Raw genomic sequence first — 15390 nt, forward strand, 5'->3', positions numbered from 1 at the left:
CGGTTTATTGCAGACGCCAGCCTTCAGCACAGTTACGCGCCTGCCAGAAATCGGCATAGCGCCCGCCTGCTGCCAGTAATTGCTGATGACTGCCCTGCTCGATAATTTGCTGCTGATCCAGCACCAGAATCTGGTCTGCGTTTTGGATGGTCGAGAGCTGATGGGCAATGACCAGCAATGTGCAGCGATGATGCAGTGACTGTAATCCGGCGGTGATTGCGGCCTGATTCTCAGCATCAAGCGCGCCAGTGGCTTCATCCAGCAGCAATATCGGTGCGTTTTTCAGCAATGCGCGAGCGATAGCGACACGCTGCCGTTCACCGCCAGAAAGCAGACCGCCGCCCTCACCAACCTGACTTTGCCAGCCATCAGGCAGGCGTTGCAGCAGCTCGTCCAGGCGCGCCAGTTTGACCGCCTGCGCAATCTCCTCTGCATTGGCTTGTGGATTACCAATCAACACATTTTCCCGCAGGGTGCCGCTGAACAGATAATTGTCCTGAAATACCGGTGCGATCAGTGCCATGTGCTCGCGGCTGCTTAACTGACGCAGGTCGGTACCCCCCAGCGTGATGCTGCCGCTGTCAGGATCAAAGAAACGCGCGATCAAGCGTGTAAGGGTGGTTTTACCCGCGCCTGAGAAGCCCACCAGTGCCGTGGTGGTATTGGCGGGGAGTGTGACCGACACATTTTTCAGGATTGGGCGTTCAGGTTGATAACCAAAAGTCACGTTGTGCAGCTGAATACTTGCCTCGCCGCTGTAAGGTTGCGGATCGTTGGTTTGCGGCAGCGTCTGTTCAGCCAGTACACGTTCCACCGCATCCATCTGCGCAGAAGCCATGCGGATGCCGGAACCATAGGCGGCCACTTCGGTAAGGGGATCAATCACCCGGTTAATCAACACCAACAACGCCAGCAACGTGACCAATTGCTGGGGATCGTTATCGGCCAGTCCCAGCCAGGTCACACTGGCCATCAAGGTCAGGAAGCTGAGTTGCGCCAGCCAGGAGTTAGCCAGTAATGGCGGCAGCACCAGCCATAGCTGGCGTTTGCTGGCCCGATTTTGCGCCAGTAAGGCAGCATCAAAATTAGCATGTCCCTGCTCGCCGCAACCGTGGGTTCGTAACACCATTTGGTTCTGTGCAAACTCAAGCATACGTTCGCTGGCCTCCGCCGTGGCATGGTGAACAGCCTCGTCTGCGGCCCGTCCCAGCTTGCCCGCCCACCAGTATATCAGCGCCACCAGGGGAAAAATCACCAGCGCAATCAGGGCAATACGCCAGTCGAAGAACAAGGTAATCATCACCACCACCAGCGGTGTCAGGGTGGCGCGCATTAACGGACTTAATTGATGCGCGGGCAGCCCCAGAATTTCCATCACCCCCTGACTGAGCAGCACTCCAAGCTGGCTGGTATTGGCGGGACTGAACCAGCCCAGCGGCAGCATCACCACATGATCACCGATACGGTGACGTAACGTGTTCAACAGGGCGATGGCGACCTTGAAACCTCCCAACGAGGCAACGTAGTTGAGATACCAGGTCAGCAACGTACCCAACGCGAGCGGCAATAACCATCCTGTAGCCCGTGCGATATCACCCTGCAATAACGCCTGAATGATCGGCACGACCATCGCAAAAACGATGCCCTGCACTACACAGAACAGCACCATCAGGATCAGGTAACGTTGCAGAACCTTCGCGTTATCTTTGCCCAGTAATGACGAGAGACGAGTCAGCAGCATATCTCCTCCTGTGATGATGAGAACTGGGCCTGCCACAAACGTGCGTATTCACCCTGGTTAGCCAGCAGCTGGCTGTGCGTCCCCTGTTCAACAATACGTCCTTGCACCAGCACTACGATATTGTCGGCATTCACCACCGTGGCGAGGCGGTGAGCTACCACCAGCAACGAGCGCTGACCCTGTTGTGAAATGAGCCTGGCGAGTGTGTCCTGAATGGCCGCTTCCGATTCCGCATCGGCCTGCGCTGTGGCTTCATCCAGCACCAGCAGCGGAGGTTCCTTCAGTAGCGCTCTGGCAATACTCAAGCGCTGCGCTTCACCGCCTGACAAACGGGCATCCTCGCCATAAACCGACTGATACCCACGCGGCAACGCCAGAATGCGTTGATGGATATTGGCGGCCTGCGCCGCAGCAATTACCTGTTGATCAGTGGCCTGCGGATGACCCAGCGCAATGTTGTCTCTGATACTGAGTCGCAGCAGTCTCACTTCCTGAAAGACACAGCCAATCTGACGATAGAGATGTTCGGCAGCAATATTCGCCAGATCGACACCCCCGAGCATAATCCGGCCAGTGTCTGGTTCGATAAAGCGCAGTAGTAACTTTGCCAGCGTTGATTTTCCCGCACCGGATGCGCCAACCAGCGCCGTCACCGTACCGGGTTCCAGCGTCAGTGAGATATCACGCAGAATCTGGCGATCGGGGCCATAGCTGAAACTGACTCGCTCAAAACGCACCTGGTTACCGGCATTGAGCATTACCCGCTCTGGCTCCTGTTGTTGGGGGATTGCCAGTAGCCCGGCCAGACGAGTAAAAGCTCCCTTCGCCATCTGCAGAGACTGCGCACTGTTGCTTAATGTGCCAATAGGCACCGAGATCCCCAGTCCCAACACCGCAAACGGCAGCAATTGCCAGATATCCATCCAGCCAAGATGAATAAAGGTGACACCACCAACCAGCACCAACAGCAACAAGGTGATCGGCGCAATGATCACTCCTGAGAGACTTTCCGGTTTGATCAACGGGCGCACCCAGTCGAGAAAGAAATCGCGAAAGCTGTCTACCGCACGGCGATAGGCCTGATGAGCAACGCCGTGCTGACCAAAGGTTTTTACCACTGGTATGCCCTGGACAAACTCCACCACCGAGCGATTAACCTGTTCCAGTTCCTGGCCGTATTCCGCCATTTTGGCCTGACTGGCACGCATAATCTGGCGATAGAGCAGAAAAAAGAACGGCAGCGGAATCAGCGTGATCAACGTCATACGCCAATCGACGGACAGCAGATAACCATAGACACACAAGATAGTGGCGGCGGCGTTTGCCAGATTTAGATAGGCATGCGCGACCAGATGATGAATGGCCGTTACGTCATCCTGCATCCCCTGCTTAATTCTGCCACTGCTGTTGGCACTGAACCAGCTGAGTGGCGCGTGCGCCATACGCCGGGCTAACTGGCGACGCAGCCACAAGGAGAACGCATTGTCAGCAAGGTGCGTCGTGAGATCGGCCAACCCACGCAATGCCAATCCACCGCCCAGACAGAACGCGGAGATTTTCACGATATGCCAGGCTAAAGCGGCACGGTCTGCTTGCGCACTCATCAACACCCGTGCCAGTTCTGTCAGGCCAATCAGCGGGGCCAGCACCAGCACCGATGAACCCACCTGGAGTAACACTGCCAGGGTAATCCAGCCTCGTACCGGTCGTAGCAGTCCGGCCTGCTGAGGTTCAGTCTCGCAGGTTGAAGTCATCACAAATCTCCTTGTCAAACACCGCGCCTGAATCAGTTTCACCACCACTGAGATGCAGACTTGCGGTGCAAATCTGTCTGGCTGCCGGTAAATCGTGAGTAATAAAAAGTACTGCCATGCCCTGCGTCAGGAGCTGACTCAGCAGTTGCAGAATCGTGCGGGTGCTGAGCACATCCAGCGCCGACGTCACTTCATCGCAGATAAGCAGCCTCGGCTGACCTGCCAACGCACGCGCCAGGGCCACGCGCTGTTGTTCACCGCCAGAGAGCTGCCGTGGCAAGCGGCTGGCGTACTCGCCAGGCAATCCGACCTGATGCAGCAGCGCTGCCACACTAAGCGGCTGGGATAATCGGTAACGTTCAAGCGCCTGTTGCAGTTGCTGTCCGACGCTACGCAACGGGTGCAGGGAATGGGCTGGATCCTGTGGCACCAGCGCGATGGCGCGCTGCTGTTCGCGGGAGCGCTGGCGCACATCACCCGCCAACGGTTGATCGGCCAGGGTGATAGCGCCGTGATGGGATGGATGTAAACCGGCCAGCGATCGCGCCAGCGTGCTTTTGCCAATGCCAGATGGCCCGGTGACTGCAAGGCATTGCCCTGGCGACAGCTCGAAGTCCAGCACAGGCAATGACGTCGGTCGGGAATATCCCGGCTGCCAGTGTGAAACCCGCAGCAATGGCGCTTCCTGATTGGCAACTGGGAGTGACAACGTCACAGGAGACAACCATTCGCGCAGCAGCGGACTTTTTGGGGTGGCGAAAAGCTGCCGGGTGTCGCCATACTCCAACTGCTGCCCGTTGTGCAGCACCAGCATCTGCTGCGCCAGCTCCGTCACAGCATTGAGTTCGTGGCTGATCAGCAACAGGGCAAATCCAAATTGCCGCTGTAACTGGCGCAGTTCCGCCATCATCTGTTCCCGGTGGCGCTGGTCTAACCCGGCAAAGGGTTCATCGAGGATAAGTAACTGTGGCCGTTTCAATAACACCCGAGCCAGTGCGACCCGGCGACGTTGTCCACCCGAAAGCTGGTGGGGGAAGCGTTGCAGGAAGGCGTTATCCTGCGGCAATCCGAGCGAGGCCAGCATCTCGCTAATAGCGTTGGCATCGCCGTGATAAAATTCATTGAGCTGACGCCACACGGTCATCGTGGGGGTCAGCTCCTGCGCCGGGTCCTGGCCGAGCCACGCGGTATGTGTGAATCTGAGTTGTTGCAGCTGGCGAGGAGACGCCTGCCTTACCTCGCATCCGCAACAGACAATTTGCCCGCTGACGTGACGCTGTCCCGGAGCCAGATCACCCAGCAGCGCCCGACCAAGGGTGCTTTTCCCCGCCCCACTGCTGCCAATGATTGCCAGAGTACCTCCCGCAGCCAGCTTGAAGTTTATCTCCTGCAACACCGCATCACCCTGCGCGTTGCAAATCGTCAGCCCAGACACCTGCGCTATCCACGTCATCAGCTTTTGCTCCAACGGTCGGTCTGCAAACTGATCACCACCACCACCAGCGCGATACACAGCGCGGGTAATAATGCAGCCCAGGGATTGAGCATCAGGCCGGGTAACCCATCACGCACCATTGACGCCCAGTCAATGCCGCCGGGACTGGCGATGCCGAGAAAACTGGCCGAGGCGAGCAGGTAAATCGCAGCGACTAAACGGGTGGTCCCATCAGTCAGAATGCCGGGAACGATCACCGGCAGGACTTCGCGCCACAACAGTAACGGCAGCGCATCGCCTGCCGCACGCGCCACCTCGACATATCCGGTGTCGAGGATCGGATCCGCCAGCGAACGCACGTAACGCACGGTGAAAGGGATATTGAGTAACGTAACCCCGACCAGTAACGCGACCTGTCCGGTGCCAAAGGCATAGATCACCCCAATCAGCACCAGCAACGGGGGCATGTACAGTAACGGATCGAGGAGCACCACCAGCCTTCTCCCGCGATCCGGTAAAGCAACCAGCAGCAGCGCCAACAAGCTGCCAATCAGGGAGGAGCACAGCGCACACAACAGGGGGAAAAGCAGAATATTGCGACCACCGCTCAGCAAACGGCTCAATACATCACGTCCCAACCCATCACTCCCTAACCATAAGGTTTCCCCCGGCAGTTGCCACGCCAAAGACAAGCTGCGCTGAGGGTTATAGGGCGCCAGCCACGGGCTACAGACAATCAGGGCAATCATCAATAAAGTGGCGGTTCTCACGAGCGCCTCCGCCAGGGATCGAGCCAGACCGCCAGGATATCCGCCGTTAACCAACACAGGGCGGTAATCAGTGCCAGCAACATTGCTACGCCCTGGAGCAACATGGCATCGCGAGTATTTAGCGCCGTCAGCAGCAACTCGCCGAGGCCGGGAAAGCCAAATACGCGTTCCACCACCACGGCACCACCAATCAGATAGGGCAAACTGGCGGCAAACAATTGCGCCAACGGACCGACTGCCTGAGGCAGCAAATGGCGGGACACCAGCGTCAGCTCGCGCACACCGTTGAGGCGGGCGCTGAGGATATTGGGGGCGGCAGCTAGCCTGATCAGTGAGGCACGAATCATACGCAGCAAATAACAGCCGCTGATCAGCGCCAGGGTCAGCGCAGGCAGAACCAGAATCGACCACTGGTCACTGATATTGCCTGAGGGCGGCAGCAGGGAAACCGCCGGTAACCAACCTGCCTCAACCGCCAACAGCAGGATCATCAGCGTGGCGACAATAAATTCCGGGGTACTTAATCCACTCATGGCGATGAATGACAATAACCGGTCCTGCCATTTATCCTGATGCATCGCAGCCAGTACGCCGCCCGTGCCGCCCAGCAACAACATCCCGCAGGCAGCCAGCAAAGCCAGCAGCCCGCTCCGCTGTGCGGCCGGGCCGATAATTTTGGCCACTGGTTGCTGACTGATAAAGGAAACGCCAGGATCACCGCGCAGCAGACCGCTAAGCCACTGCCAGTATCTTATGGTTATCGGTTGATCAAGGCCGAACTGGTGACGCAGTGCCTGCAACGCCTGAGGCGTAGCGTGTTCACCCAGAGCCTGAACAGCGGCATCACCGGGTGCCAGCGCCAGGGTAAGGAAGATCAACATGCTCGCCAGCCACAGCAACAGCAAGGTGCTGAACAGGCGCCAGAGAACAAATCTGGTCATCATTGCCCGTTCACCATCCTGGCATTGCTGAATAAGGGGATCCCCTGATTCAGCTCAACCCCTTGCAAAGGGGTTACCGCCGCCGAGAGCTGATCGCGATAACCCCAGAGCAGATAGGGACCTTGTTGCCACAACTGTTGTTGTAACTGGTTGAGTTGCTGCTGTTGACGCTGCGGATCGAGCGTTTTGCGCGCCTGCTCGACGCCAGCGGCAAAATCGTCCGGGTACCAGCCGCCGTAGTTATAGGGGTTGTCATGGCCGAACAACATCGGGATCGCCGCCAGGAAGGGACGATTTAACGCGTACATCGACAACATCTGCGCCTGATGCAGACGTGAAATATCCCCCAGATAGTCAGCCGCAGCCACCGTCTCAACCTTCAGGGATATCCCCGCGTCCTCCAGTTGCTGACGCAACAGTTCTGCCGCGTCGTTCAGCCCTGGAGTCAGTTCGGCCGTCAGTAAGGTCAGCTGCGTGATGCCTTTCTTTTGCAGCAACGCCTGCGCACCGGCAACATCAGTCTGGCGCTGTGGTAGTTGGTTGTCAAAACCACTGAGTCCCTGGCCGAACACATCATTCCCGCGATATCCATAACCGCCGAGCACGACATCCAGCAACTGCTGGCGATTCACCAGCATTTTCAGTGCATGCCGTACCTCGCCATCATCAAACGGTTTCACCCGGGTGTTCATGGCAAAGTAGTAACCGCTGGCATTCGCCACCCCGCTACGGATGATTTGCCAACCCTGACGTCCCGCCACACTGCGGGCGCTGCTGACCGGAATGTCAAAAGCATAGTCCGCCGCACCACTCAGTAACGCGTTGACCCGCGCTGTGGCATCGGCCAGCGGGCGAACCTCAATATGATCAAACCACGCCGCAGGATGCCAGGCATATGGGTTACGACTCAGCAGCGCGCCATTCTGCGCATTGAAGGATGTGACCTGATAAGACCCGCTGCATACAGGGATCGCCGCATCACCCCGGCCCTGTTTCCATACCATGCTGGCGGCGGTCAACACCGTGGTGACCAGGTCAGCGCGTGGGCGGGTAAGAGCCAGCTCCAGCGTTTCTGCATCGATAACACGGCTGGCCTGCATATCAACATCGCTGAAGAATCCGGCAAAACCAGGAGATGCGGCCAGAAAGCGCAAACTCGCCAACACATCATCAGCGGTCAGCAGTGACCCATCTGAAAAGCGTACCCCGGAACGCAGTGAGACAGTCCAGCGCGTGGCGTCCTGATTGGGGGTAATGGAGCGACTCAATTGATAGTCAGTTTTGCCCTGCTTATCCGCCACCAGCACATCACAGACATTACCAGTCACCACCCAGGGGTAATAGGTTTGCGCACGTCCATAATCAAGCGTTTCGCTCTGGCTGCCTAACATCACTACCCGGAGAGTACGGTCAGTTGCAGCATGAACGGCGGGAATAATCATTGTCACACCGAAGAACAACCACCCAGGCAGGCGTAATTTCATCATGTTTACATCCGGGTCAACTGAATGACGCGCCCGGACAAAACACCGGGCGCTGCGGGTAATCAGAATCTGATTTGTGTACCGACGCCCAACACACGACCATGTCCAACGGTCACCGCCTCGCTACCTGGCCCGTAATACAGACCAATGTACTGTGGACGTTCATCCGTCAGGTTTTGACCAAATACGTAGACATCGAAGGAGGAGAATTCCAGGCCCACTTTAGCGTTGTAGAGTTGGTAGGCATCAAGTTTAAAGTGGCTGCCGACATCCGCTTCACGACTGCCAACATATTGATGCTGTGCCAGGGCGAAGATATTGGCTTCCGGCAACCCCAGCCAGGCAGCAGAGTCGTAATATTGCAGCGTCAGGTTGGTGTTGAATTTCGGTACCGCAGGTACCCGGTTGCCATCGCGAGCACCGGATGAAGCCGCGACATCATCCGAGACATTGCGCAACTCCGTATGGGTGTAACCCGCCCCGCCACTGACCTTCCAGTGCTCGGCCAGTTGCAGTGAACCTTCCAGCTCCACGCCGTAATTACGGGTATCCATCGGTTTGGGTACGAAGGTGAATGACGCCGAATCCAGCGCGAACAGGTTTTCATCCTTCACCGTGTTGTAGAACAACGAGGCATTCAGTTCAGCACGTCCGTCGAGGAAACGGTTTTTGCTGCCGATCTCGTAGCTCCATGAGGAGGAGTCCTTATAAGGCTCATCCTTCAAACCGCTGGGGGCGTTGTTGGTAAAATTGGGGAAACCACCGCTTTTCGCACCGCGTGCCACGCTGGCATAGATAGTCGAGTCATCCGTCAGGTCATAACTCAGCGCTGCGCGACCTGTCACCATGTCGTAATTCAGCACCCCGCTCTGATTGAAGGAGGCCACCGTGCCAGGGAACCCGTTGGACCGATACAGCGATTCATAGGTTTTACGGTCATGGGTGTAGCGACCACCTAACGTCCCTTTTAGTTTTTCGGAGCCAAACAACGGCACCGTCACCTCACCAAAGGCGGCATAGCTGTCGGTGGTATAATCCCCGTTGCGCGTCCCGTTGGTGGAAGCGAAGAACGCCGAATCATAATTGGTGGTGAGTTTGTAACTGTCATGCAGATAATTGATGCCACCGACCCAGACAATATCTGCGTCATCGAGGCTGCTTAGACGAAGTTCCTGATACAGGCTGTTCTGGCTTTCGTCATACGTACTCCAGTCAGTGGCTGGAATAAATGCCGACGTCGGCATACCGAACACCTTGCTGTAGGTCAGCGCCTCGGAGTTATTGGTCAGGTTTTTAAAATCGTAATGGTTCACCGCTGAAACGGAGGTGAACTGCATTTGATCGAACTGGCGATTCGCCGTTAATGACAGTCCGGAGATCTCACGATCGACCCAACCTTTAGGATCCAGTTCCACCGTAGGGAAATTCGGCCCATTTTTCAGAATGAAGTTGGACGGCGTGTTGTTATCCCGCTCATAGTTGCCGGTCAACACGAAGCGGGTACGATCGTCGGGGGTGAAGACCAGCGAGCCACGGAACACCCCGGTTTCGACCTTGCCTAACTTGCCGCCTGACGCTTCGTTGTCCACATCGGCCCCGAGGTTGGAATAAGCGGCAGAGAAGCGCCCACCCAGGCGGTCCTCAATCAGTGGTCCGGAAACTGTCAACTGACCCACGTTCTCGGATTCACTGTTCAGGCCTGCTTCCGCACGCAAGGTGCCTTCAAAGGTATCGCCAGGCTGGCGCGTGGTGATGTTGATCGCTCCGGCCTGCGCATTGCGGCCAAACACTGTGCCCTGCGGGCCGCGCAACACTTCAATCCGTTCGACATCCAGGAAACGCAGATCCGAACCGAAGGCAGGTTGCGGCACGCCATCGATGTAGGTCACGACCGACGTATCATCAAAACCGAGCGGCTGTGCCATTGGCCCGACGCCACGGATCGACATATAGGTCGAGCGCATATCCCCCAGTGAGCTGAAGCTGATGTTTGGCACGTCACGGATTAAGTGCTCCACATCATCAATGCGTCGATCGTTCAGCGTCTGGCGATCAAATAACGTCATGCTGACCGGGACTTTCAACGGATCTTCTTTTACTTTACGGGCGGTTACCACCAGGGTTTCTTCTTTTTTACTATCAGTGGTTTGTTCTGCGGTGAAAGCCGGGGCTGAAATCGCCAGACCGCACAACAGGCAAAGAGGTTTGATGGTGGTAGTCAGATTTTGTTTTAAGCGATGCTGGTGTGAACTGGTGCGCATGACATCCCCATGGTATTGAAACAGAGACAAAAAAATCGTTTTTATATCTGTCACAATTGTATGGGGCGGTCATACGACACCCTAGTTAACTCAGCTATGAGCAAAGCCAAATGAGTTATGTTTTCAGCCAGTCAGAGGCTGAGAGAGTCACGCGGCGGCATACCAAATTTGCGCCGATAGGCAGTCGAGAAGTTACTGGGGTGCTGGTAACCGACATAGTAGGCGGCCTGTTTGACCGTCCATCCTTCTGACTCTAACCCCAGCCGCGCCCGGTTGAGCCGCTGATCGCGCAGGAAGGCAAACACCGACTGCCCCATCACCGCCTGGAACTTACTTTTCAGTGCGCTGACGCTGATGCCAACGTCTCGCGCCAGGTCACACAGGCAATGGTTGCTATCCAGTTCAGTGACCAGCTTGTCTCGCACTTTCAGCATACGGGCCACATCACGATGCGGTGCCATCACCCCCACCTGGGGCAGGTCCTGATCCGCTGCGCGCAGCACCTGAGCCATCAGATCCAGTACACAGCTGTGGGTCTGCAACCGGCCAATCACACAGTTATCGCAAAAGCCAAACAGCTCATTGGCCCGGTCAATGGTGTACTGCGGCACGATAAACCCGAAGACATGGTTACGTTGCAGAATACGTTCGACCTGCTCCGCCAGCTCTTTATCACTGATGCGCTCCGGGGACGCCTGAATCACCAGGCTACGGCAATGATGGCCACGAGGATTGCGGCACCACAGGCGCATACGATCTTTGGTGGCAATCACCTTCGCCATACCTCTCTCGGCCGGTAGCGGGCTGCCGTCATCAAGATGGTAATTGGGTTCATCGCCGTCGAGCGTAAGCAAAATGGTCAGACAATGGTGGAGCGTGCCGCTGCGATGATCGTCGCCGTTGGCGGTCAGCTCGTTGAGACAGAGGTCGACACCATAGGGCAGTGTGACGGTTTTGATCGTGCCGTCAAACTCGCCAGACTGACGCACCGAGCAGTTGGCATTCGCCAGCTCGTAGTCATAGCCCCATTTTTGCGCCATATCGGTCAACTGCTGCAGAGAATGTAACTGGTGAGTGGATTGCATAAAAACCCTCTTTTGTAAGTACCCGGCTGGCGAAGTGGTCAGGTGCTTAGTTCCCGAAACGAAACTCAGAGAGTCATCATACTGAGGCTTGCTAAAATGTAAATAATAATCATTATCAATTCTTGACGCTTTCCTGACACTCTCATCATGCAGAAACCAAGGGTGGCAAGAAAGGATGACAGGCTAATTACAAATGTGCCCCCTGCGGATGAAGGGGGCACAAGTGCAACTTACATAGAGACCCTCGATAAGTGACCGGAGATACTCCTATCCATCATTTCGCCTGCAAAACCACCAGGTAAGGCGCGACACTGGAAAGCTTCTCACAGGTCTCCGTCAGCTCACGCAGCGCATTCGACTGGGCAATCACCCCGGCTCCGGCCTGTATCCAGCTTCTGTGCGCATCCTGAAACACGCTACGCAGCACCAATGCCGCTTCAAACGATTGATCATCTTCCAGCATCAATATCGCACCGGAGTAGAGTTCACGCGGCACCGCTTCCAGTCTGAGGATGGCAGCCAGTGCCGGGATTTTGGGGATACCGGAGGCGGTGATCGCCGGGAACAGCACATCAAAAGCATCCCAGGCATCGCGTCCCGATGCCAGCTCGCCCCGCACCTGCGAACCCAGATGTTGTACGCTGCCTCTTTCACGGACCGACATCAGGTCGGTGACCGCCACAGAGTCAGGCACGCACAGCGTTTCCAGTTCCTCAATCGCCGCTTTGACTGAGATAACGTGCTCCATAATCTCTTTGCTATCGCTTTGCAGCTCAGCCCGATTGTAGGCATCTTCTCCCGCAGAACCCGACAGCGCACGGGTGCCCGCCAGAGGTTCACTGGTGACGATGCCCTGCTCGACCGTCACCACCATCTCCGGGCTGAAGCCGGTGGCGGCAAACGCTCCCTGTTGCAGTAAGAAACTGCGTGCCGGGGTATTGGCCATTCTGCCGCGCCAGAGGGTGGCGGGCATATCAATGCGCGCTGAAAGTGCCAGCGCGCGCGACACAATCACCTTGGTGTATTCACCAGCGGCGATCTCTTCAAGCGCGCCTGTCACCCGCTGCTGATAATCTTTACCCTGTGCGGTCAGGTCGGCCAGCAGCGCACCGCCAGTCGGTGCCGGAGAGATGTCCTGTAATTGCTGGGCCAGGCGCTGACATTGGTCGGCATTCTGCGCCAGGATCCTGACTTCCCCGGCGGCAAAAACCAGTTCATCACGCGGCACCAGCAGCGACAACAGCGGCCACTCGCCGGTCGGGAAAGGTAGACCGCGAATGCAGGCCGCGTAATTAAATCCGGCCATACCAAACACACGTTGTCCTGCGCTGGCATGTTGCGCATGGAACTGTCGGGCGTAATGCGCCAGTGACGAGGTAACCGGCACGGTATGGCAGCCCTGTTCGCTTTCGGTTGTGGCCTCGGTGCCATCAGGTGAAAGGGTTAAACTCGCACGTTTACCGATACCCACATACCAGCAGGGTGGCCGTTCGTAGACGTAGTAATCCTCTGTCGGATTCTGCCGGATAAGGCTGACAATCGCGGCCAGTGCCTGATCTGTGGGCAGGTTGAGTCGAAGTTCGGTGCGTGTATCCGTCATGTTGACTCCTGAAAATTAAACCGCCAGCCGGGCTGCCAGCGCTTGTTTGTTGATTTTGCCAATCGGCGTCAGCGGGAAAGCCTCCACCAGGGTCAGGCGGTCCGGCCATTTGAATGACGCGACTTGCTGCTGTTCAAGAAACGCCCGCATTTCGACCAGCGTGAAAGGGGTATGGGCGATGACCACCGCATGGATCGCTTCCTGTTGCTGCCCGGCCGCATCGGCCAGCACCGTCACGTCGCGCACCAACGGATGCGCCCGCAGACATTCCTCGATTTCATCCGCTGCGACTGATTCTCCGTGGCGGTTGATCATGTCGCGGGTGCGCCCTTCCACCAGCAGCTCACCGCCAGGCAACTGCCGCACCCGATCACCACTGCGGTAGAACCCCTCGGAGGCAAACGCCTTGCGGTTGTGTTCAGGCGCGCGATAGTAGCCACGGATGGTGTAAGGTCCGCGAACCAGCAATTCCCCTGCCTGCTCGCTGGCGACGTCCTGGCCCTGCTCATCCACCACCCGGATCTCATCGTCATCACACAGCGGTCGGCCCTGCGTGGTGGTAATCAGTTCGGGTGAATCATCGAGTCGCGTGTAGTTCAGCAACCCTTCCGCCATGCCAAACACCTGTTGCAACTGGCATCCCCACTGGGCAAGCAACTGACGAGCGGCATCGGCTGCCAGCTTCGCCCCCCCCACCTGCACCAGCCGCAGCGAGCTAAGATCCGGTTGTTCCCATTCCGCCGCTTCCAGCCATAGCGTTGCCAGCGAAGGCACCAGCGCCGTGAGCGTCACGCGGTGCTGGCGAATCGCGTCAAACGCATCCTCAGCGGCGACCGTGGCCGGGACCACCACACAGCCACCGCGCGAAAAGATGCCAAGGATGCCGGGACAGGCGAGGGGAAAGTTATGTGCCATTGACAGCACCGCCAGATAACGCTCATCCGGCTGCACATGGCAAAGCGCAGCGCTGGCGCGGAAGTTGTAGTGATAATCAGCATGGGTACGCGGGATCAGCTTGGGTAACCCGGTGGTACCGCCAGAAAGCAGCAGCAACGCGATATTTTGCGGTGCATCACCGGGGGGCAATTCGTCAATCGCCGGGGCCTGGCTGGAGGCAAAACGCTGGTCTGCCGTTGAGAACAGGCGATGACAATCCGGGGCGTTGGCACGCAGGCTCTGAACATCGATACCCGCCTGTTCGGCATCACTCAGGAACCAGCGCGCCTGCGCCAGCTCCACCACATGCAGGATTTCACGTTGGCGGTGAGCAGGTAACATCAGCACGGGCACCGCCCCGTTGAGGATCACCGCGAAGAAAGCCACCACAAAATCAGCACCGTTGGGCAACTGAATCACGGCCGTTTCCCCGCTGCGCATCCCCCTCTGCCTGAGTTCACTGGCGAAGCGACCAGCCTGATTGATTAACTGCTGATAACTCCAGCTGCGGCCCGGTTCGATCAGCGCAGTGTGTTCTCCAAACTGCCGCCATTGCAGAATCAACTGACCCAGCGTCTCCGGCTGCCAGTAGCCACGTTGCGTATAACGTTCAGCCAACGCAACCGGCCAGCGCATCTCTTCCGGCAGGATGCGATGATCGGGAGTCGCAATCGATTCAGACATACAACACCCCCGCCTGTGCAGTCAGACGTTCGGCATGCAGCCCGGTTTCACGGGCTAGATCGTCCAGGCCAAAGGTATGCCAGACGCTGCGGTTACGGATCACTTGCGTGGTACAGGGACCGCCGCTCACCGTCCAGCATGACGTCAGCAACATGGTGTCATCAGGTCCAGGCTCACCTTCAAGGGTGGCGTGATAGTGACGCTGGCCAATGGTCTCACTTGCCAGCGTCATAGTCGGCAACACCATCGGTTTTTCGACAGGCAGCAACTCCACAAACACTGGCGCGCCAGGTGCGAGTCGTGGCAGCAATGTTGACCAAAGCGCCCTGCGTTCTTCAGCCGTCAGGTGCCCCAGTACCCCAAAGGCCACGACCGCCCCCAGCCGCTCGGGTAGCTGCAACTTGTCGACCGTGTCCGGGATAATCGTGACGCGCTGCCGCAGCTCCGGCTGTTGTGCCACGCGATGCGTCAGCACCGCACGCATCGCCGGGGCTGGCTCCACCGCCAGAATATCCACCAGCGGCACAGTTTCGGCTATCGCCAGCACCGTTCGCCCGGTGCCAGCGCCGATATCCAGCACCGGATCATGAATATCGGTGAATACCGACAGCCGCTCACGCAGCGCGGTTTCACCCGCCGAGTGCGCGCGGCCAACCAGATCGTAGAACTCAGCGACCGGCGAGTAGAAGTCTTCCATAG

The 15390-nt window shown here is 57.5% G+C and carries 11 protein-coding genes; all 11 read right to left on the reverse strand.

The features are described 5' to 3' along the window. Window positions 1-4: 4 nt before the first annotated feature. Window positions 5-1741: an ABC transporter ATP-binding protein gene (locus tag AC6I8N_RS21665; RefSeq protein ID WP_497831132.1), complete on the reverse strand. Its 1737-nt coding sequence runs from the start codon at window positions 1739-1741 to the stop codon at window positions 5-7. Next, on the reverse strand, window positions 1732-3495 hold the full coding sequence (locus AC6I8N_RS21670) for an ABC transporter ATP-binding protein (protein ID WP_497831133.1): 1764 nt from the start codon (window positions 3493-3495) through the stop codon (window positions 1732-1734). Before AC6I8N_RS21670 ends, AC6I8N_RS21665 begins: the two co-directional genes overlap by 10 nt. Then, window positions 3473-4948 (reverse strand): ABC transporter ATP-binding protein, encoded by a 1476-nt coding sequence (locus AC6I8N_RS21675; protein ID WP_497831134.1) that lies wholly within the window; start codon window positions 4946-4948, stop codon window positions 3473-3475. Before AC6I8N_RS21675 ends, AC6I8N_RS21670 begins: the two co-directional genes overlap by 23 nt. Further along, the gene (locus tag AC6I8N_RS21680) at window positions 4948-5700 is read right to left on the reverse strand and encodes an ABC transporter permease (protein WP_497831135.1); all 753 of its coding nucleotides are present in this window, start codon (window positions 5698-5700) and stop codon (window positions 4948-4950) included. The genes AC6I8N_RS21675 and AC6I8N_RS21680 overlap by 1 nt, the downstream gene beginning before the upstream one ends. Next, window positions 5697-6644: an ABC transporter permease gene (locus AC6I8N_RS21685; protein WP_497831136.1), complete on the reverse strand. Its 948-nt coding sequence runs from the start codon at window positions 6642-6644 to the stop codon at window positions 5697-5699. The genes AC6I8N_RS21680 and AC6I8N_RS21685 overlap by 4 nt, the downstream gene beginning before the upstream one ends. Beyond that, window positions 6641-8128, reverse strand: a complete 1488-nt coding sequence (locus tag AC6I8N_RS21690; protein ID WP_497831137.1) for an ABC transporter substrate-binding protein — start codon at window positions 8126-8128, stop codon at window positions 6641-6643. The genes AC6I8N_RS21685 and AC6I8N_RS21690 overlap by 4 nt, the downstream gene beginning before the upstream one ends. 59 nt (window positions 8129-8187) lie before the next feature. Continuing rightward, on the reverse strand, window positions 8188-10386 hold the full coding sequence (locus tag AC6I8N_RS21695; RefSeq protein WP_497831138.1) for a TonB-dependent receptor: 2199 nt from the start codon (window positions 10384-10386) through the stop codon (window positions 8188-8190). Window positions 10387-10517: 131 nt separating this feature from the next. After that, window positions 10518-11471 (reverse strand): helix-turn-helix transcriptional regulator, encoded by a 954-nt coding sequence (locus AC6I8N_RS21700; RefSeq protein ID WP_497831139.1) that lies wholly within the window; start codon window positions 11469-11471, stop codon window positions 10518-10520. A gap of 274 nt (window positions 11472-11745) precedes the next feature. Beyond that, window positions 11746-13071: a salicylate synthase gene (locus AC6I8N_RS21705; protein WP_497831140.1), complete on the reverse strand. Its 1326-nt coding sequence runs from the start codon at window positions 13069-13071 to the stop codon at window positions 11746-11748. 15 nt (window positions 13072-13086) lie between these two features. After that, the gene (locus AC6I8N_RS21710; RefSeq protein WP_497831141.1) at window positions 13087-14691 is read right to left on the reverse strand and encodes a (2,3-dihydroxybenzoyl)adenylate synthase; all 1605 of its coding nucleotides are present in this window, start codon (window positions 14689-14691) and stop codon (window positions 13087-13089) included. Beyond that, window positions 14684-15388, reverse strand: coding sequence for a class I SAM-dependent methyltransferase (locus AC6I8N_RS21715; protein WP_497831142.1), 705 nt, complete (start codon window positions 15386-15388; stop codon window positions 14684-14686). Before AC6I8N_RS21715 ends, AC6I8N_RS21710 begins: the two co-directional genes overlap by 8 nt. Between the last annotated feature and the right edge of the window lie 2 nt (window positions 15389-15390).

It is taken from the genome of Pantoea sp. X-Soil-TKNS-1279 (assembly GCF_059730565.1).